This window comes from Stenotrophomonas sp. B1-1, from assembly GCF_010894375.1.
Lineage (GTDB): Bacteria > Pseudomonadota > Gammaproteobacteria > Xanthomonadales > Xanthomonadaceae > Stenotrophomonas.
In genome coordinates, this window is sequence record NZ_JAAIUZ010000001.1 from 269185 (window position 1) to 287075 (window position 17891).

At 67.3% G+C, this 17891-nt stretch carries 17 protein-coding genes and 1 riboswitch; of the genes, 12 read left to right on the plus strand and 5 right to left on the minus strand.

The window, feature by feature from the left end:
• Positions 1-39 precede the first annotated feature (39 nt).
• Positions 40-1704 (minus strand): energy-dependent translational throttle protein EttA, encoded by a 1665-nt coding sequence (ettA, locus tag G4G00_RS01160; protein ID WP_108748493.1) that lies wholly within the window; start codon positions 1702-1704, stop codon positions 40-42.
• Between the two features lie 254 nt (positions 1705-1958).
• On the opposite strand from ettA, the gene G4G00_RS01165 reads away from it, so the two are divergent.
• Complete coding sequence (locus G4G00_RS01165; RefSeq protein WP_164270808.1) at positions 1959-2438, plus strand: RcnB family protein; 480 nt, start codon at positions 1959-1961, stop codon at positions 2436-2438.
• 150 nt (positions 2439-2588) lie between these two features.
• Here G4G00_RS01165 and G4G00_RS01170 read toward each other — a convergent pair whose 3' ends face one another.
• Entirely contained in the window at positions 2589-5774 is a 3186-nt protein-coding gene (locus G4G00_RS01170) for an autotransporter domain-containing protein (protein WP_164270810.1), read from the minus strand.
• Between the two features lie 305 nt (positions 5775-6079).
• Between G4G00_RS01170 and glyA the strand changes: the two genes are divergently transcribed.
• The 6 genes from glyA (at position 6080) to ribD (ending at position 10697) form a co-directional block, all read left to right on the plus strand.
• Positions 6080-7333: a serine hydroxymethyltransferase gene (glyA, locus tag G4G00_RS01175; protein WP_108752152.1), complete on the plus strand. Its 1254-nt coding sequence runs from the start codon at positions 6080-6082 to the stop codon at positions 7331-7333.
• Positions 7334-7462: 129 nt separating this feature from the next.
• Positions 7463-7930, plus strand: a complete 468-nt coding sequence (locus G4G00_RS01180) for a hypothetical protein (protein WP_108752153.1) — start codon at positions 7463-7465, stop codon at positions 7928-7930.
• Positions 7923-8360, plus strand: coding sequence for a hypothetical protein (locus G4G00_RS01185; protein ID WP_108752154.1), 438 nt, complete (start codon positions 7923-7925; stop codon positions 8358-8360). The genes G4G00_RS01180 and G4G00_RS01185 overlap by 8 nt, the downstream gene beginning before the upstream one ends.
• An 86-nt stretch (positions 8361-8446) precedes the next feature.
• Positions 8447-8881 (plus strand): hypothetical protein, encoded by a 435-nt coding sequence (locus tag G4G00_RS01190; protein ID WP_159093940.1) that lies wholly within the window; start codon positions 8447-8449, stop codon positions 8879-8881.
• Positions 8882-8976: 95 nt separating this feature from the next.
• Positions 8977-9498: a transcriptional regulator NrdR gene (nrdR, locus tag G4G00_RS01195; protein ID WP_108748499.1), complete on the plus strand. Its 522-nt coding sequence runs from the start codon at positions 8977-8979 to the stop codon at positions 9496-9498.
• A 113-nt stretch (positions 9499-9611) separates the two neighbouring features.
• Positions 9612-10697, plus strand: coding sequence for a bifunctional diaminohydroxyphosphoribosylaminopyrimidine deaminase/5-amino-6-(5-phosphoribosylamino)uracil reductase RibD (gene ribD / locus G4G00_RS01200; protein ID WP_164270812.1), 1086 nt, complete (start codon positions 9612-9614; stop codon positions 10695-10697).
• A 154-nt stretch (positions 10698-10851) separates the two neighbouring features.
• On the opposite strand, the gene G4G00_RS01205 is transcribed toward ribD, so the two are convergent.
• The 3 genes from G4G00_RS01205 to G4G00_RS01215 all read right to left on the minus strand — a co-directional run bounded on the left by G4G00_RS01205 (position 10852) and on the right by G4G00_RS01215 (position 13173).
• Positions 10852-11436 carry a hypothetical protein gene (locus tag G4G00_RS01205; RefSeq protein WP_159093941.1) on the minus strand — a complete coding sequence of 195 codons (585 nt, stop codon included), beginning with the start codon at positions 11434-11436 and terminating at the stop codon, positions 10852-10854.
• A 129-nt stretch (positions 11437-11565) separates the two neighbouring features.
• Complete coding sequence (locus tag G4G00_RS01210; protein ID WP_164270814.1) at positions 11566-12447, minus strand: hypothetical protein; 882 nt, start codon at positions 12445-12447, stop codon at positions 11566-11568.
• A 102-nt stretch (positions 12448-12549) separates the two neighbouring features.
• On the minus strand, positions 12550-13173 hold the full coding sequence (locus G4G00_RS01215) for an outer membrane beta-barrel protein (protein WP_108752158.1): 624 nt from the start codon (positions 13171-13173) through the stop codon (positions 12550-12552).
• A gap of 247 nt (positions 13174-13420) precedes the next feature.
• Positions 13421-13565: riboswitch (FMN riboswitch) on the plus strand.
• Between the two features lie 77 nt (positions 13566-13642).
• On the opposite strand from G4G00_RS01215, the gene G4G00_RS01220 reads away from it, so the two are divergent.
• From G4G00_RS01220 to thiL, 5 genes are all read left to right on the plus strand, one after another.
• Positions 13643-14245: a riboflavin synthase gene (locus G4G00_RS01220; RefSeq protein WP_108752159.1), complete on the plus strand. Its 603-nt coding sequence runs from the start codon at positions 13643-13645 to the stop codon at positions 14243-14245.
• Positions 14242-15342 carry a 3,4-dihydroxy-2-butanone-4-phosphate synthase gene (gene ribB, locus G4G00_RS01225; RefSeq protein ID WP_164270816.1) on the plus strand — a complete coding sequence of 367 codons (1101 nt, stop codon included), beginning with the start codon at positions 14242-14244 and terminating at the stop codon, positions 15340-15342. Before G4G00_RS01220 ends, ribB begins: the two co-directional genes overlap by 4 nt.
• A gap of 146 nt (positions 15343-15488) precedes the next feature.
• Entirely contained in the window at positions 15489-15956 is a 468-nt protein-coding gene (ribH, locus tag G4G00_RS01230; protein WP_108752161.1) for a 6,7-dimethyl-8-ribityllumazine synthase, read from the plus strand.
• On the plus strand, positions 15953-16432 hold the full coding sequence (gene nusB / locus G4G00_RS01235) for a transcription antitermination factor NusB (protein WP_108748505.1): 480 nt from the start codon (positions 15953-15955) through the stop codon (positions 16430-16432). The genes ribH and nusB overlap by 4 nt, the downstream gene beginning before the upstream one ends.
• A 156-nt stretch (positions 16433-16588) precedes the next feature.
• Entirely contained in the window at positions 16589-17551 is a 963-nt protein-coding gene (gene thiL / locus G4G00_RS01240) for a thiamine-phosphate kinase (protein WP_164270818.1), read from the plus strand.
• The last annotated feature ends 340 nt before the right edge of the window (positions 17552-17891 follow it).

Below are 17891 nucleotides of genomic sequence, written 5' to 3' on the forward strand. Positions count from 1 at the left end.
AAAGAGAAAGGCCGCGCGAGCGCGGCCTTTCCGGTTGCCTTATTTCAGCGCCTTGAAGCGCAGGCGCTTGGGCGCGGCGTCGTCGCCCATGCGGCGGCGCTTGTCTTCTTCGTACTCGCGGTAGTTGCCCTGGAAGAACTCCACGTGCGAATCGCCTTCGAACGCCAGGATGTGCGTGGCGATGCGATCCAGGAACCAGCGGTCATGCGAAATGACGAAGGTGTTGCCCGGGAATTCCAGCAGCGCATCTTCCAGCGCACGCAGGGTTTCGATGTCCAGGTCGTTGGACGGTTCGTCGAGCAGCAGCACGTTGCCACCCTGCAGCAGGGTCTTGGCCATGTGCAGGCGGCCACGCTCACCACCGGACAGCGAACCGACCATCTTCTGCTGATCCTGGCCCTTGAAGTTGAAGCGGCCGATGTAGGCGCGCGACTGGATCTCGATGCCGTTGATGTTGAGGATGTCCAGGCCGCCAGCGATTTCCTGGAAGACGTTGTGGTTGCCTTCCAGTGCGTCGCGGCTCTGGTCCACGTAGGACAGCTTCACGGTCGGGCCGACCACGATCTCGCCCGAATCCGGCTTTTCCTGGCCGGTGATCATCTTGAACAGGGTCGACTTACCGGCACCGTTGGGGCCGATGATGCCGACGATGGCGCCGGCCGGCACCAGGAAGCTCAGGTCGTCGAACAGCAGGCGGTCGCCGAACTTCTTGGAGACGTTCTTGAACTCCATCACCGCATTGCCCAGGCGCTCGCCCGGCGGGATGAAGATTTCATTGGTCTCGTTGCGCTTCTGGTAATCGACCGACTGCAGCTCTTCCAGGCGGGCCAGACGGGCCTTGCCCTTGGTGCGGCCGCCCTTGGCGTTCTGGCGCGACCACTCCAGTTCCTTCTGGATCGCCTTCTGGCGAGCCTTTTCCTGGTTGTCTTCCTGCTTCAGGCGCTCATCCTTCTGGGTCAGCCAGTCGGTGTAGTTGCCCTTCCACGGAATGCCGCGGCCGCGGTCCAGTTCCAGGATCCACTCGGCGGCGTTGTCCAGGAAGTAGCGATCATGGGTGACGGCCACCACGGTGCCGGTGTAGCGCGCCAGGAACTGTTCCAGCCATTCCACCGACTCGGCGTCCAGGTGGTTGGTCGGTTCGTCGAGCAGCAGCATGTCCGGCTTCTGCAGCAGCAGGCGGCACAGCGCCACGCGGCGCTTTTCACCACCGGACAGCTTGCCCACGATGGCATCCCACGGCGGCAGGCGCAGCGCATCGGCGGCCACGTCCAGCTGGTTTTCCAGGGTGTGCGCGTCGCCGGCGGCCAGGATCGCCTCCAGGCGCTCCTGTTCCTTGGCCAATGCGTCGAAGTCGGCGCCTTCCTCGGCGTAGGCGGCGTACACCGCTTCCAGCGCGGCCTGGGCCTGCAGCACTTCGCCCACGCCTTCCTCCACCGCTTCACGCACGGTCTTGGTCGGGTCCAGTTCCGGTTCCTGCGCCAGGTAGCCGACCTTGATGCCCGGCTGCGGACGGGCTTCGCCCTCGAAATCGGTGTCCACGCCGGCCATGATCTTCAGCACGGTGGACTTGCCGGCGCCGTTCAGGCCCAGCAGGCCGATCTTCGCGCCCGGGAAGAAGGACAGCGAGATGTCCTTGATGATCTGCCGCTTGGGCGGGACCACCTTGGACACGCGGTTCATGGTGTAGATGTATTGCGAGGACATGAGGTCTCCGTAAGGGCGCGGCCCTGCACCCGTCCGTCAGCGGGAAGATCCCGGACGACAGCGGGCGCAGACTGAAATGGAATACCGCCAATTATAGCCGGAACCGCCTGTTCCCCGCGCCGCCCTTGGCCCCCGGGGCTGGCCGCTGGCTGAATACTGCGTCACATCCTGCGAATCGGAACCGTTTCCAGCCAATATCCGTTCAGACGCAATGCGCAAGATTGGCCTCACCACCCACCGAGCAGAGGTTTCTCATGCGCATCAACCGAATCATGGCCGGAGCCGTGGCCTCTGTTCTGGCCCTGGGCGCGGTCGCCCCGGCGTTTGCCGACAACGACCACCGTGACCGGCGCGAGTGGCGCGAAGACCGCCGTGACGACCGTCGCGAGTACCGCCACGACGTGCGCGAGGCCCGTCGCGACTACGAACGTGATCGCCGCGATGCCCGCCGCGACTGGAATCGCGACCACGACCGCCGCTACTACCACCCGGCGCCGCCGCCGCGCGTGGTCTACCGCCCCGGCTATGGCCCGGGCCCGGGTTACGGTTGGCAGCGCGGGCACCGCTACCGCGATTACTACCGTGGTCCGATCTACGTGGTGAACGATTACCCGCGTTACCACCTGCGTCGCCCGCCGTACGGCCACCACTGGATCCGCGACGACCGCGGCAACATGCTGCTGGTGGCCGTGGCCACCGGCATCATCGCCGACTACATCATCAACAACCGCTGATGCAGCAACGGGGTCGGAGCCCTTCCCTGCGGGAAGGAGTCCGACCCCACCAGCCCGGGGTCGGATCCCTTCCGCAAGGAAGGGCTCTGACCCCACAGCCCCGGGGTCGGACCCTTTTCCAGCGGAAAAGGCTCCGACCCCTTTCAGCACTTAGAACGCCACCGACAGATCCAGCTGTGCGCCGACATCGCGCTGGCCATCACCGCGCTGCCCCTGCATCTGCAGCGACAGGCGGCTGTTGTCGGTCGGGCTGACCGCCACGCCCAGCTGGGCCAGCGCACTGCGGCGGGCCAGCGGTGCGGCGGCAATGCCGAAGTCCTGCGTACCTTCCACGAAGCGCGCGGTGGCCTGCGGCAGGCGATCACCGCCGGCCAGCTGCCAGCCCACGCGCGCGGTCAGCGCCGCACGGTCACGCTGGCCGCCACTGATGTCCCAGTCCGCGCGCAGCGCGGCCAGGCCGGTGCGGTAGCGGGCGGTTTGGCCATCCAGCTGCAGGGCACTGTGCCCGCCGTGCTCCTGGGCGCCGTCGCTGCGCAGCCGCACCTGTGCCAGTTCCAGTTCCGGGGTCAGCTGCAGGCGCGGCCCACCGAAGGTCCAGCCAGCACGCAGGAAGGCGGTGGTGCCGGTGGCGTCTTCGCGCGCGGCCAGGCCTTCGGACAGCGTGCTGCCCACCTGCGCGGTGCGGGTGCTGTCGGTGCGGTAGTCGGCGCGGCTGACGCCCGCACGCAGGCTCAGGCCCTGCCAGCGGTACTGGCTGTAAACGCCGTACTCGGTGCTGTCGGTCTCGGCGCGTGCATCGCGCTGGGCCAGGCGGCTGACCAGCTGCTGCTGGCCTGCGGCCACGCCCAGTTCCAGTGCATCGCCGAACATCCAGCCAGCGCCGGCCATCAGCCCGTGCTGCGAACTGCGCAGCCCGGCGTTCTGCGCGCTGGCATCGGTACGCCGCTGGCTGCTGCTGCCGGCCACCCAGGCGCGCACGCCCGGGGCGATCTGCCCGGCCATCGCCGCACCATCCAGATGGCGGTCAATGCCATCGTGCAGGAAGCGGTTCTGCAGCAGGGCGCCGCGGCTGGCCGCATGGATCTCGCCGGACAGGCTGTCGAACGCGGGCACCACATCGGCCACGTCCAGGCGCACCACCGCGTCATAGACCGCGTTGCCATCGCCCAGCGCTTCCACTGCGCCGGCCACGGCCTTCTGGTTGTCGTTCACCACAACGTCCGGGAAGGCCAGTTCGATGTCCGGCATCGCGATGTCGTTGCGGGCCAGGGTCAGGTAGACGTTGCTGGCGTCGTAGTCCAGGGTCGGGCTCAGGAAGGCCAGGGTGGTGGAGACACCCGAGAACGTGCCCTGCACGCCCTGTGCGGCGCTCAGGATCGTGTAGCGGGTGCGCGGCGACCAGTCGCCATTGCTGGCCAGGGCCAGCGTGTTGCCGCCCTGCAGGGTGGCCGTGCCACCGACCAGCACGCGGTCACTGCCGCCGTCGGCGCCCACATCCACCAGGTAGCGCGAGCCGTTTTCCATCAGCAGGTTGCCGGTCATCGACAGCAGGTCGTAGCTGCCGGTGGCGCCGGTCACGCCCGGGGCCAGGCTGGCATTGCTGCGGATGATCACGTTGCCCAGTTCACCGGTACCGGTCAGTTCGGTGCCGGCGGCCATGTCGACCAGGCCACCGATGCTGCCGCGCACTTCCATGGCACCGGCCTGCACGCGGGTGGTGCCGGTAAAGCCACTGCTGTCGCCGAGCAGGGTCAGCAGGCCCGCGTCCAGCTTGACCACATCGCCGGCGCCGGACAGCACATTGGCGAACACGGTATGGCCGTTGCGCTGCAGCTTCAGCGTCGCGCCCGAGGCCACGTCCACCGAACCGCGGATCGCGCCGTTGCCGGCCAGCACCAGCGTGCCCTGTTCCACAAGGGTGCCGCCGTTGTAGCGGTTGTCGGCGTAGCTGGTCAGCGTGCCGCTGCCGATCTTGCGCAGCGTACCGGCACCGGTCAGGGTGCCGCTGAACAGTGCATCGACCTGGTCGGTATCCAGCGTGGCAATGCCGTTCAACTGCATGTCCACGTTGCTGGTGAAAGCCTTGTCGGTGAAGTGCAGGGTGCCGTCGTCGATCAGCACGCTGGCGCTGCCGCCGCCGCGATAGATCTGCCCGCCGGCAAGGTTCAGCGTGCCCTGCGGGCCAACGGTGAGCGAACCGCTGCTGCCGCTGGCGCCGCCCAGGCCCAGCACGCCGGCAACGTTCAGTACCGCACCGTCGCTCACCTGCACCGCGCCGGTGCCGAAGTTGCCAATGGTCAGGCGGCCGATGCTGGCCGAACTGCCTGCGTCGGCCAGGCGGAAGGTGCCGTCGCCCAGCGTGTTTTCGCCCACGCCCACATCGCCGGCGGTCAGCTGCGCGCCGTCCAGCACGTTCAGTTCGGCCACGCCATTCTGGCCCACGGCAATGTAGCCGGTGCTGGCGTGCGTGCCGGCGCCGCGCAGTTCCAGCACGGCATCGGAAACGCCGGGGGTGTGGCGCTGCTGGGCCAGCTGGGTGCTGCCCAGCACGGTCAGCGTCGCGCCGTCTTCAACCACCATGCGGCCGGTGCCGGTGAAGCCGATCAGCAGGTCGCTGTTGTTCAACCAGCTGGAACCGCTGCCGGTTACCAGTGCTTCGCCGTGGGCCACGGAGGCGTAGCTGCCCAGGCGCGCCACGCCGGTCTCGAAGCTGCCGCCGGCGCGTACGTTCACTGTGCCCGCGCCCTGTGCGCCCACGTGGATCAGATCGGTCGCGAAGCGCGAACCGGCATCGGCCACGGTCAGTACGCCGGTGCTGCCCAGTTCCGAGGCCACCCACGTGCCCTGCGCATTGTCCACTTCGCCCCCGTCCAGCACGTCCAGCGTGCCGTTGCCGAGGTGGCCGACGCCGATGCTGTTGTTACCGATCCACTTCGATCCCACACCGGTCACCGTTGCATGGCCGATCGAGCCGGCCTCGGCGGCGATGAAGATGGCGGTGCTTTCGAGGATGCCGCCATTGCGGATCAGCAGTTCGCCGCTGCCGGCGTGGCCGACGTCGATGCGCCAGGACACGGCGTTGGGCACATCCACCACGACTTGGGTCGGGCTGTCGATGTACGCGTAGTTTTCAACGGTCAGCTGCGGGGTGCCGTTGGTCCAGCCGCCCGGCGCGAACCAGGTGCCGTCCAGTACCGAGGGATCGCGCTCGGTGATGACCGTGGCCTGCGCGGCGGCCTGGCCGCTCATGGCCAGACCCACGGCCAGCGCCAGCAGCGAGGTGCAGGCCGCACGGCGGCGGGTGGAAGCAGTGGTGCGACGAACAGCCAGCGTCATTGCCGGCGAAGCCTGGTACGAATGGATCACGCGTGATTTCCCCTGTTTGGACAGGGCGTATCGGCCGCGGATCGGCAGGCTTTAGGTTGATGAATGAAAAAACATGAAATAGCAAGGAAGCCGGTCACGCTTCCTTGAATTGGGTGGCCGGGCCGCGCGAGGCGCCTGCGGGGCTGCCGGCACGCAGCAGGGCCAGCACATCATGCCATGTACGCCGCGCCAAGCCCCGTTGGCCGCGGTCGCCGCCGCCCCCCGGCGCGCTTACAATTACGGGCCCGCTGTCCCCCTACTGCCTGGAGTGACCGATGTTCCCGCGTGACGTCCGCATCGAAACCTACGATCCCGAACTGGCCAAGGCCATCGCCGCCGAAACCCAGCGCCAGGAAGACCACGTCGAGCTGATCGCCAGCGAGAACTACACCAGCCCGGCGGTGATGGAAGCCCAGGGCAGCCAGCTGACCAACAAGTACGCCGAAGGCTACCCGGGCAAGCGCTACTACGGTGGCTGCGAATACGTGGATATCGCCGAGCAGCTGGCGATCGACCGCCTGAAGCAGCTGTTCGGCGCAGACTACGCCAACGTGCAGCCGCACAGCGGTTCGCAGGCCAACCAGGCCGTGTACTTCGCCCTGCTGCAGCCGGGTGACACCATCCTGGGCATGAGCCTGGCCCACGGCGGCCACCTGACCCACGGTGCCAAGGTCAATGCCTCGGGCAAGCTGTTCAATGCCGTGCAGTACGGCGTGAACGACCAGGGCCTGATCGACTACGACGAAGTCGAGCGCCTGGCCCTGGAGCACAAGCCGAAGATGGTCGTAGCCGGTTTCTCGGCCTATTCGCAGGTGATCGACTGGGCGCGCTTCCGCGCCATCGCTGACAAGGTCGGCGCGTACCTGTTCGTGGACATGGCCCACGTGGCCGGCCTGGTCGCCGCTGGCGTCTACCCGAGCCCGCTGGAACACGCGCACGTGGTCACCTCCACCACCCACAAGACCCTGCGCGGCCCGCGCGGCGGCATCATCGTCGCCAAGGGCGCCGACGAAGACCTGGTCAAGAAGCTGCAGTCGGTGGTGTTCCCGGGCATCCAGGGCGGTCCGCTGATGCACGTCATCGCCGCCAAGGCCGTGGCCTTCAAGGAAGCGCTGGAGCCGGGCTTCACCGCCTACCAGCAGCAGGTGGTGAAGAACGCCCAGGCGATGGCCGGCACGCTCATCGCGCGCGGCTACAAGATCGTCTCCGGCGGCACCCAGAACCACCTGATGCTGGTCGACATGATCGGCAAGGACGTGTCCGGCAAGGACGCGGAAGCCGCGCTGGGCAAGGCCCACATCACCGTCAACAAGAACTCGGTGCCGAACGACCCGCGTTCGCCGTTCGTGACCTCGGGCCTGCGCCTGGGCACCCCGGCGGTCACCACCCGTGGTTACGTCGAACAGGACTGCGTGGACCTGGCCAACTGGATTGCCGACGTGCTTGACGCCCCGGCCGATGAAGCCGTCATCGCCCGCGTGCGCGACGCCGTCAGCGCGCAGTGCCGCAAGTACCCGGTCTACGGCTGATTGCCGCAGGGAAGGGCCGGGGTCGGATCCCTTTCCGAAGGAAAGGGCTCTGACCCCACCAGCCGACCCCGGGGTCGGATCCCTTCCCGCATGGGAAGGGCTCTGACCCCGCCAGCAGGAACCCCGCGCATGGACGAGCGCCGTCTCAAACACATCTACATCGCCCTGGCGGTGCTGTTCGGCCTGCCCAGCCTGCTGCTGGGCGCGGTCGGCGCCTTCATCGCCGCCATGATGGGCGTGTTCGCCTTCATCCGTGTGGACGCAGACAGCCTGCGCTTCGGCAGCGGCCTGCTGCTGTGGGGGCTGGCCGGGCTGTCGGGCCTGCTGGCCTGGGTGATGCTCAGTACATTCTGGCTGCGCGGGGGCTTCGCCGGCCTGCGCGCGGCCTGGTCGGGCTGGTGGTGGCAACTGGCCCTGGGCATGCTGGCCACGCTGCCGATGCTGGTGCTGGCACTGACCTATTTCTCCGAACTGGGCCTGACCGTATTGAACAGCCTGTTCGCCGGGCCCTCGTTGCTGGTGCCGGCGACTGTGCTGTTCTGGCTGCGCTGGCTGGGCCCGGCATCGTCCGCCGCGCAGGGCCGCGACCATGCGTGAGCGCACGCATCGGCGCATCTACATTGCGCATGGCCTGCTGCTCGGGCTGCCCGCGCTGCTGGCCGGCGGCCTGGTGGCGGGCTTCGGGGTCTATACCTTCCTCACCCGCAGCGCCTTCATGCGCGGCGACGAGGGCACCGTGCTGTTCCTGTGGTCGGCGTCCGGCCTGGCGGGCCTTGTCGGCTGGCTGTGGCTGAGCGTGTGCTACCTGCGGCAGGGCCGCCGGGCATTGCGGCACACCCACGCGCTGCCGTGGATCGGGCTGGCGCTGGGCGGGCTGGCGGCGCTGGGCGTGGTGGGCTACATCGGGTTTGCCTGGGCCACCGGCAGCCCATGGCAGGTGCTGGGCTACCTGCTGCTCGGGCCGCCGCTGCTGGTGCCGGCAGCGCATCTGGCGTGGTTGCGCTGGGGCGCGACCGACGCTGTGTGACGGGTGGTTGGACGTTTCAAAGAAATTGCATGGTGTGCTGCAGGCGTCAGGACTAGGGTCTTCCGAGCTACTGAAAGGAGCCCCCGATGCAATCCTGGCGCCGCCGACACGGCCTCTACCTGTTTCTCCACAGCCTTCTTTTTTCCATTCCCTGCGCGTTGGCCGGATTGTTGGGTTCGCTGCTGCTGCTGCTGGGGGTATGGGCGCAGGGCGGTGACAACAGCGCAGTTCTTGGATTGCTTGCGCTGTGGGGTCTGCTGTCTGTGACGGCGATCCCACCTGTTTACCAGCTCGTAAACACGTGGCAGCTGCGCGGACCGGATGGATTGAAGCCCGCCGCGCCAGTGCTGGGGACGCTCTTTCTAGTGTCAGCTGCTCAGGCTGTGTCCGCGTTGGTGATAACAGTTTCAAGTCTTGGAGTGCATCCGATACTGCTGATATTGGCAATCGGTTGGGGGGCTCCCTGGATCAGCCTCGCCTGTCACCTCCGATGGCTGTCGAAAGCCAGCGGGGGCCCGTGAAGTAAAACGGAATTTGCTGCGTGGGCCCTTCTCAGGTACCTTTGCGACGCTGCCATGACCGTGGCATCTAGGTTGCCCCCTGAGCCAGGCGTTTCATGCATTGCCCCTTCTGCCAACATGCCGATACCCGCGTCATCGATTCGCGCGTCTCTGAAGACGGCGCGACGATCCGCCGTCGGCGTGAGTGCGAGGCCTGCAACGAACGTTTCAGCACGCTGGAAACCGTCGAACTGAAGCTGCCGGCCATCGTCAAGAGCGACGGCACGCGCGAGGCATTCGACCAGCGCAAGGTACGCGCCGGCTTCGACCGCGCGCTGCAGAAGCGCGCGGTGCCGGAAGAAAAGATCGAAGCGGCGGTGCGCGCGGTGGTGCATCAGCTGCGCATCAGTGGCGAGCGCGAAGTGCCCTCGATCAAGGTGGGCGAGTTCGTGATGAACGAACTGCGCAAGCTCGACCATGTTGGCTATGTGCGCTTCGCTTCGGTCTACCGCAGCTTCGAAGACGTGGCCGATTTCCGCGAGGAGATCGAGAAGCTGGAACGCGACCTGCCGTCCAGCACCGAACAGCTGCAGCTGCTGGGCGATGTGATCGCCCTGACCAAGAAAAAGAAAGGCTGACGCCCCGGTAGGTGCCAACCTTGGTTGGCACGGAGGCGCCCATCCACTGGTGGGTGCCAACCGTTGGTTGGCACGATGGCGTGCATCCACACCGACGGCGTTACCATGGCGCCATGACCACTCCGTTCTCCGCCCTCGACCACCTGCACATGGCCAACGCACTGCGCCTGGCCGAGCGTGCCGCTTACACTACCCGCCCCAATCCGATGGTCGGCTGCGTCATCGCCCACGGCGAGCGCGTGGTCGGGCAGGGCTGGCACCAGCGTGCCGGCGGCCCGCATGCCGAAGTGTTCGCGCTGCGCGAAGCGGGCGACGAGGCGCGTGGCGCTACCGCCTACGTCACCCTGGAACCCTGCGCACACTACGGCCGCACGCCACCGTGTGCGCTTGCGCTGATCGAAGCGGGTGTATCGCGCGTGGTCGCTGCCATGCGCGATCCGTTTCCGCAGGTCGATGGCGGTGGCTTCGACCTGCTGCGCGCGGCGGGCATTGAAGTCGCCGAAGGTTTGATGGCCGCGCAGGCGCGCGAATTGAACAAGGGCTTCCTGTCGCGGGTGGAGCGCAACCGCCCGTGGCTGCGGGTGAAGCTGGCCGCCAGCCTGGATGGCCGCACCGCGATGGCCGATGGCACATCGAAGTGGATCACTGGCGCGGCCGCACGCGAAGACGTGCAGCACTGGCGCGCACGCGCGGGCGCCATCCTGACCGGTGCCGACACCGTGCTGGCCGACGACCCGATGCTGACCGTGCGCCTGGCCGACACCGAGGTGCTGCCGCCACTGCGCGTGGTGCTGGATTCGCGCCTGCGCTCGCTGGAGTGCAGCCGCGTGCGCGAGGGTGGGGCGCCAACGTTGTACCTGCACGATGCGGCGTTGAGCGCACCGGATGCAGCCGATGCCGAGTTCGCCAGTGTGCCCAGCGTGGATGGGCGGTTGGATCTGGGCGCCGTGCTGGCGCTGCTGGCCGAGCGCGGCATCAACGAAGTGCATACCGAAGCTGGTGCCACCCTGGCCGGTGCGCTGCTGCGCGGCGGCTGGGTGGATGAGCTGCTGCTGTACCAGGCGCCAACGCTGCTGGGTGACAACGGTCGACCGCTGCTTGCTGGCCTGGGCATCGACGCGATGGAGCAGCAGCGTCGCTTGCGCGTGGTCGATCAGCGCCAGGTGGGCCAGGACCTGCGGTTGCTGCTGCGCGCGTGACACTCCGGTGGGCGCCGACCTTGGTCGGCGCTGGGGCGCCCATCCACGCATGGCGTGGATCTACTCGTCTTCCAGCAGCGCCATCGGCACCGTCGATTGCAGTACCTGTGTGAGCGACACACAGCGCCCGAGCAGCTGCAGCCAGCGGCCGTCATTATTCGGGCAGCAGCAGACGCTCCACCCACACGTGCAGCGGGGGCAGATCCTGCGGTATCCAGGGATCGCTGTCGCTGTTGCGTGCCAGGATCACCTGATGGGTCTGTGCGCGGCTGGGCGCGTGCTGCAGGCGGGTGATGGCCGCGCGCACATCCGACAGCGCATCGTGCTCGCTATCTGCACCGGCCGGCGCAGCATCGCCCTGCGCGGCCAGATCGGGCATCTGGCAGGTGTAATCAACAATGGCGATCTGCAGGCCGTCGTTGTCCCGGCGCTCGCTGCCCGTGCTGCGGCAGTGGGTCTGCTGCAGTGCCAGCGCGATCTGCCGTGACAGCTCGCGGCCCAGCCGGGTGCGCGCATCGTCAGCCGGCGTATCGCCCAGCACCACCCGGTCCACTGCATCTTCCCAGCGTTCATTGCGCAGCGGCGCGCCCGTCAGCTGCGAGACCTGCGCGGCGGCGTCTGCATCGCCCTCCAGCATGAAGCGCGCGAACAGGTCAAAGCTCTGTTCCGCCGTGGGAAGCGCAGGCTGCGCGGACGCAGAGAAAGCCATGAACAACAGGGCAAATGGCAGGCGTGGCAACGGGCAGACTCCGTGACGGGAAAAGATCGGGCGCGGCATCAGTCCGCATCGTCGGGCAGGTGTTCGTTCCATTCGAAAATGGGGGCCAGTAGTGTGGCCGCCAGCCCCCATCGATTCAGCGCCGACACGTCACGCGCATTCGTCGGTCCACATCATTTCGGCCACCGGGCGCAGTGCCTTGCATTCCTGCGTCATTGCCTCGGCCGACTGCACCTGCGCCTTGGCCTTCAGTTCCTCGGCCATGGCATCCACGCCGCTGATCTGGTCCGGGGCGATCTTCGCCACGCAGCTGCGGTGCTGCTGCAGCAGCAGGTCGCAGCCCGGAACGCCGGTCACCTTCGGTGCATCGGCAGCGGCGGCGTCCTGCATCCATTCGTCGAACGGTGCCAGCGCGCCCACCACCGGGCCGATCAGATCGTCGAAGTTGGCGCTGTACCAGAACGCGCCGTCCTTGGCGGTGTACAGCTTCAGGCTGCCGGTGATCGGTTGGCGCGGGCCGCTCTGCAGGGCCTGGGTGTAGGCCTGGGTGAAGCGGATGCGCGTGGCCGGGGTGCCTTCGGCCAGGCTTTCGGCGAACAGCGGGCGCACGCCGGACAGATCCACCGCCTGGCAGCGGAACTGCACCGTGGCGATCTTCTGGTCATCCACGTATTCGTTGTCTTCCACCTGGCTGCCGGTGGCGCGGCACTGCGAACCCTGCAGGGCCTTGGCGTACATCGCCTCGGCGGCGGCCGGGTCGGCCTTGGCGCCAGCGCCAGCCAGCACCACCTGCCACGGTTCGGCCAGCGCCTTGGCCAGCGCACCGGCCGGCGGGCTCAGCGCGTCTTCGCCGTTGAAGGCCGGCTTCAGTGCTTCGTTCAAGCGTGCGGTGGCGGCCGTGTCATCTTCCAGCAGGGCGCGCGCGTACAGGTCGAAGGTCTGTTCGGGGGTCAGCGCGGCCGGGGCAGCGCCGGCCAGCAACGGGGTGCCGATCAGCGCGGTGGCCAGCAGGGTGCCAAGGGGGGTCTTCATGACGGATTTCCTGTTCCAGAGGCGCGCAAGCCTAGCCCATCCGCATGAAAAAAAACGGGCCCCTTGCGGGGCCCGTTCGATTACACGACGAGGATCGAGCAATCAGAAGCTGGCGCGCACGCCGGCGGAGAACTGGGTGACGTCGCGGTAACCGGCCACTTCGCCCACCAGACCCCAGGTCTTGGTGAAGTTGATCTGGCCGCCGACCGAGCCGACCCAGGTGCCTTCGAATTCATTGCCACCGTCCATGTAACCGGCCTTGATCCAGGCTTCGGTCATGCGCGACGGCTTGCCACGCAGGCCCATGGTGGCGCGCACCAGGTTGGTGTGGTCCTTGCTGGTCAGGCGGCCGAAGTCCACGTCCTTCACGGTCAGCTCGGCCTGCTGGCGCACCCAGGCGATGTCGGCGGTGTAATCCACGCGGTCGCTGAAGGGCATGTGGTAGCCGATGCCCAGCTCGGGCTGGTTCAGTTCCAGCTTGAAGGTGCCGTAGGTGTAGTCGTAGGACTTGCTGGCGTAGTTCCAGGCGCCGAACACGTGCACCTGCTCGGCCAGCGCGATCGAACCGCGCAGGTAGCCGCCGTCGATCTTCGGATCGTTCAGGTCGTCGTCGCTGGTCTTGAACTGGGTCCAGCCACCTTCAACGTAGGTGTAGCTCAGGGCTTCGGCCTGGGCCGACAGCGGGGCAACGGCCAGCAGGGCGGCCACGATCAGAATCTTGCGCATGGAAGTTCCTGTAAGAATTTCAGTCCATTGGCGGGATACCGTCGTGGCAGCCCGTGGCGACGTCATGTCGTCCGAACCGGGAGTTTAATGAAAAATTTACAGATTGCGAGCGACGCCCGTCACAGCTGGGGGCGGTGAGTGGGGCCCCCGTGGGGTCAGAGCCCATTGCTGCGCAATGGGATCCGACCCCAGAGGAACCCCGTTCAGTCTGGGCTGGTACACTAGGCGGGCCGGTTCGCCGGTACACAAACGTCTTCAGGGCGGGGTGCGATTCCCCACCGGCGGTAGGTGCGCAAGCACGAGCCCGCGAGCGCCCCGGCCCACGGCCGGGGGTCAGCAGATCCGGTCCAATGCCGGAGCCGACGGTATAGTCCGGATGAAAGAAGACGGTGCCACAGGGCCTTCGCGGCCCTGCGCCCGCCTGTTTGCCTTGCGGCGTTTTTCGCTCACTTTCCGCGGAGAACGTTACTTGTTTACTGGAATCATCGAAGGCGTCGGCCGTCTGGCCGCGCGCGAAGCCATCGGCGGCGATGTCCGCTTCACCTTCAACGTCGGCAGCCTGCCGTTCGACCACGTGCAGATGGGCGAGAGCATCGCCATCAACGGCGTGTGCCTTACCGTCATCGCGTTCGACGCCAGCAGCTTCCAGGCCGATGCGTCCACCGAGACCCTGGGCCTGACCACGCTGGGCCAGCTGGCCGAAGGCGCGGTCATCAACCTGGAACGCGCCATGCGTCCGACCGACCGCCTCGGCGGCCATCTGGTCAGTGGCCACGTCGATGGCCTGGGCCAGGTGCTGTCCATCCACGAAGATGCCCGTGCCCAGCGCTGGCGCTTTGCCGCGCCGGCGGCGCTGCGCCGCTATATCGCCAAGAAGGGCTCGATCTGCGTGGACGGGGTCAGCCTGACCGTCAATGAAGTGGACGATGAAGGCTTTGAAGTCGCGCTGATCCCGCACACCGTGGCCAATACCGCGTTCTCCGCCACCGGCGTGGGCAGCGCGATCAATCTGGAAATCGACCTGGTCGCTCGGTATGTCGAGCGGCTGTTGGGTGAAGGAGCCCGCGCATGAACTTCGCCCCCATCCCCGAGATCCTGGAAGACATCCGCCAGGGCCGCATGGTCGTCATCGTCGATGACGAGGACCGCGAGAACGAAGGCGACCTGATCATGGCCGCCGAGCTGGTCAAGCCGTCGGACATCAACTTCATGGTCACCCACGGCCGTGGCCTGGTGTGCCTGCCGCTGACCCGCACGCGCGCGGCCGATCTGGGCCTGGCGCCGATGGTGCAGTCCAATACCGCGCAGTTCCAGACCAACTTCACCGTCAGCATCGAGGCGGCTGAAGGCGTGACCACCGGCATTTCCGCCCATGACCGCGCCCACACCATCCGCACCGCGGTGAAGCCGAACGCGAAGCCGGCCGACCTGCACCAGCCGGGCCACATCTTCCCGCTGATCGCCCAGCCGGGTGGCGTGCTGACCCGCGCCGGCCACACCGAAGCCGGCGTCGACCTGGCCATGCTGGCCGGGCTGGAACCGGCCGGCGTGCTGGTGGAGATCCTCAATCCTGACGGCAGCATGGCGCGCCGCCCGGAACTGGAAGTGTTCGCCCGCGAGCACGGCCTGAAGATGGGGTCCATCGCCGATCTGATCGCCTATCGCCTGGCCACCGAAAAGACCGTCGAGCGCGTGGACGAGCGCGAGATCGACACCGAATTCGGCCCGTTCAAGCTGGTCACCTACCGCGACCGCATCGCCCACGACCTGCATTTCGCCCTGGTGCGTGGCACCCCGGCGGCCGATACCCCCACCCTGGTGCGAGTGCAGGTGGAAAACCCGCTGGCCGACCTGCTGCACTGGCGCCGCGACGATTTCGGCGTGGCCGCCACCGATGCGCTGCGCGCCATTGCTGCAGAAGGCGCCGGCGTGATGGTGGTGCTGTCGGCCCCGCGCGACGGCGAAGCCCTGCTGGCCCGCCTGCGCCAGCAGCCGGCGCCGGTGGTGACGGGCAAGGACAAGGACGTGGGCCAGTGGCGCCGCAACGGTGCCGGCGCGCAGATCCTGTCCGATCTGGGCCTGGGCAAGCTGCGCGTGCTGGGTACCCCCCGCCGCCAGGTCGGCCTGGCCGGCTATGGCCTGGAAGTGGTGGAGACGGTGACCCTGTAAGGGGGGCCCGATGGGGTCGGAGCCCGCGGCGCGGGATCCGACCCCGGTAGCGCCGGGCCATGCCCGGCCGATGCCAGGCCCCCGCCAACCACGGCCGGGGCCCATCCACGCTAGAATTACCCCCTTATCGAACCCCCAAGCCGCTTATGAGCCACTACGAAGGCGATCTTCGCACCCCTGAAACGGCGCGCTTTGCCATCCTGGCCAGCCGCTGGAACGCCCGCATCACCGATGCGCTGGTCGCTGGCGCCCGCCAGAGCCTGGCCGGCAATGGCATCACCGAAGCCAGCATCGACGTGATCCGCGTGCCGGGTGCCTGGGAACTGCCGCTGGTTGCCGCGCGCCTGGCCGCCGCCCACGAACACGCCGCCATCCTCACCCTGGGTTGCGTGATCCGTGGCGACACCCGTCACTACGAACACGTGGCCGACCGCTGCGCCGAAGGCCTGATGCGCGTGCAACTGGACTTCGGCGTGCCGGTGCTGAACGGCGTGCTGGCGGTGGAACGCGTTGAAGACGCCGAGGCCCGCGCAGGCGGCAGCCACGGCAACAAGGGCGAGGAAGTCGCACTCGCCGCACTGGAAATGGTCAATCTGCTGGAGCAACTGCCATGAACAAGAACACCCAGGGCAAGCCCTCCGGTAAACCCGTCCGCCGCGATGGCATCGACCCGGTGCTGCGCTCGCGCGCCCGTCGTCGCGCCGTGCAGGCGCTCTACGCATGGCAGATCTCCGGTGGCAACGGCCAGTCGCTGATCGCCCAGTTCGCCCACGAACAGGCGCGCGAAATCGCCGATCTGGCGTATTTCGAAGCGCTGGTGCACGGCGTGCTGGACAACCGTCGTGACATCGACGAAGCCCTGGCCCCGTACCTGGACCGTGGCATCGAAGAAGTGGACGCCATCGAACGCGCCGTGCTGCGCCTGGCCGGCTACGAGCTGCGCTACCGTCTGGATGTGCCGTACCGCGTGGTCATCAACGAAGCCATCGAATCGGCCAAGCGCTTCGGTTCCGAGCACGGCCACACCTACGTCAACGGCGTGCTGGATCGTGCCGCCGTGGAATGGCGCAAGGTCGAATCGGGTCACTGATCCGGTTCCGCTTCTGGCGGATGCCCTGATTCTGCCTTCGGTAGGTGCCAACCTTGGTTGGCACGGGTGAAACCCCGCCATGACTCTGCTTCTGGTGGGTGCCAACCTTGGTTGGCACTGATGCCTGATATCGCCATTACACCTCGGGAGCACGCCATGTCCCTGGCCGAATTCGCCCTCATCGACCGCATCCGCGCCCGCACCGTCGAACGCGACGACATCGTGCTGGGCATTGGCGATGATGCTGCGCTGCTGCAGCCGCGTGCCAACGAGCAGCTGGTGGTCACCGCCGATACGCTCAACAGCGGCGTGCATTTTCCGGCCGAAACCCCGGCCTTCGATATCGGCTGGAAGACGCTGGCGGTCAATCTTTCCGACCTGGCTGCAATGGGCGCGCGCCCGGCATGGTGCACGCTGGCACTGTCGTTGCCCGAGGCCAGCGAAGAATGGATCGAGGCTTTCGCCGATGGTTTCTTTGCACTGGCCGACCAGCACGACATCGCCCTGATCGGTGGTGATACCACCCGTGGTCCGCTGTCGCTGACGGTGACTGCCATGGGCCTGGTCGGCCGCGGCCAGGCACTGCGTCGTGACCGCGCGCAGGTTGGTGATGACATCTGGGTCAGTGGCACCCTGGGCGATGCCGCCGGTGCGCTGCGTCTGTGGCAGCAGGGCGCATTGAACGTGGCCACGGCCACGCTGCTGGCGGACTACGAGAGCCTGCGCCTGCGCCTGCTGCGACCGACGCCGCGGGTGACCCTGGGCCTGCGTCTGCGTGCGTTCGCGCATGCGGCGGTGGATGTGTCCGACGGCCTGCTGGCCGACCTGGGCCATATCGCCACGCGAAGCGCGGTGGCCGCGCATGTCGATGCCGATCTGTTGCCGGTTTCCAACGCGCTGCGTGAGTTGCTGGGGCGCGACGGTGCACGTGACTGTGCATTGCGCGGGGGGGATGACTACGAACTGTGCTTCACCGCCGCGGCCAGCCAGCGCGATGCGCTGCACTACCTGGCCGAATCGCTGGACCTGCCGCTGACCCGCATCGGCCGCATTGCCGAAGGGCAGGGCGTGCATGTGGATGGCGAAGCCGCCGACGGCGGCTACAAGCATTTCGCGTAATTGAAGACGCCGGGCATGGCCCGGCGCTACCTTGCTGCCGTGGTAGGTGCCAACCTTGGTTGGCACTGTGTCGACCAAGGTCGACACCTACCAAGCAGAGCCCCAGCACCGGCGCGTTGCTGTGGTAGGTGCCAACCTTGGTTGGCACTGTGTCGACCAAGGTCGACACCTACCAGGCAGAGCCCCAGCACCGACGCGTTGCTGTGGTAGGTGCCAACCTTGGTTGGCACTGTGTCGACCAAGGTCGACACCTACCAGGCAGAGCCCCAGCACCGACGCGTTGCTGTGGTAGGTGCCAACCTTGGTTGGCACTGTGTCGACCAAGGTCGACACCTACCAG

Coding starts and splice junctions, on each gene's coding strand:
- ribD (WP_164270812.1), top strand. CDS start 9,612: ATGACCACTCCGTTCTCCGCCCTCGACCACCTGCACATGGCCAACGCA.
- G4G00_RS01210 (WP_164270814.1), bottom strand. CDS start 12,447: ATGAAGACCCCCCTTGGCACCCTGCTGGCCACCGCGCTGATCGGCACC.
- G4G00_RS01190 (WP_159093940.1), top strand. CDS start 8,447: ATGCAATCCTGGCGCCGCCGACACGGCCTCTACCTGTTTCTCCACAGC.
- ribH (WP_108752161.1), top strand. CDS start 15,489: ATGAGCCACTACGAAGGCGATCTTCGCACCCCTGAAACGGCGCGCTTT.
- G4G00_RS01215 (WP_108752158.1), bottom strand. CDS start 13,173: ATGCGCAAGATTCTGATCGTGGCCGCCCTGCTGGCCGTTGCCCCGCTG.
- G4G00_RS01185 (WP_108752154.1), top strand. CDS start 7,923: ATGCGTGAGCGCACGCATCGGCGCATCTACATTGCGCATGGCCTGCTG.
- G4G00_RS01180 (WP_108752153.1), top strand. CDS start 7,463: ATGGACGAGCGCCGTCTCAAACACATCTACATCGCCCTGGCGGTGCTG.
- G4G00_RS01170 (WP_164270810.1), bottom strand. CDS start 5,774: ATGACGCTGGCTGTTCGTCGCACCACTGCTTCCACCCGCCGCCGTGCG.
- ettA (WP_108748493.1), bottom strand. CDS start 1,704: ATGTCCTCGCAATACATCTACACCATGAACCGCGTGTCCAAGGTGGTC.
- nrdR (WP_108748499.1), top strand. CDS start 8,977: ATGCATTGCCCCTTCTGCCAACATGCCGATACCCGCGTCATCGATTCG.
- glyA (WP_108752152.1), top strand. CDS start 6,080: ATGTTCCCGCGTGACGTCCGCATCGAAACCTACGATCCCGAACTGGCC.
- thiL (WP_164270818.1), top strand. CDS start 16,589: ATGTCCCTGGCCGAATTCGCCCTCATCGACCGCATCCGCGCCCGCACC.
- ribB (WP_164270816.1), top strand. CDS start 14,242: ATGAACTTCGCCCCCATCCCCGAGATCCTGGAAGACATCCGCCAGGGC.
- nusB (WP_108748505.1), top strand. CDS start 15,953: ATGAACAAGAACACCCAGGGCAAGCCCTCCGGTAAACCCGTCCGCCGC.
- G4G00_RS01165 (WP_164270808.1), top strand. CDS start 1,959: ATGCGCATCAACCGAATCATGGCCGGAGCCGTGGCCTCTGTTCTGGCC.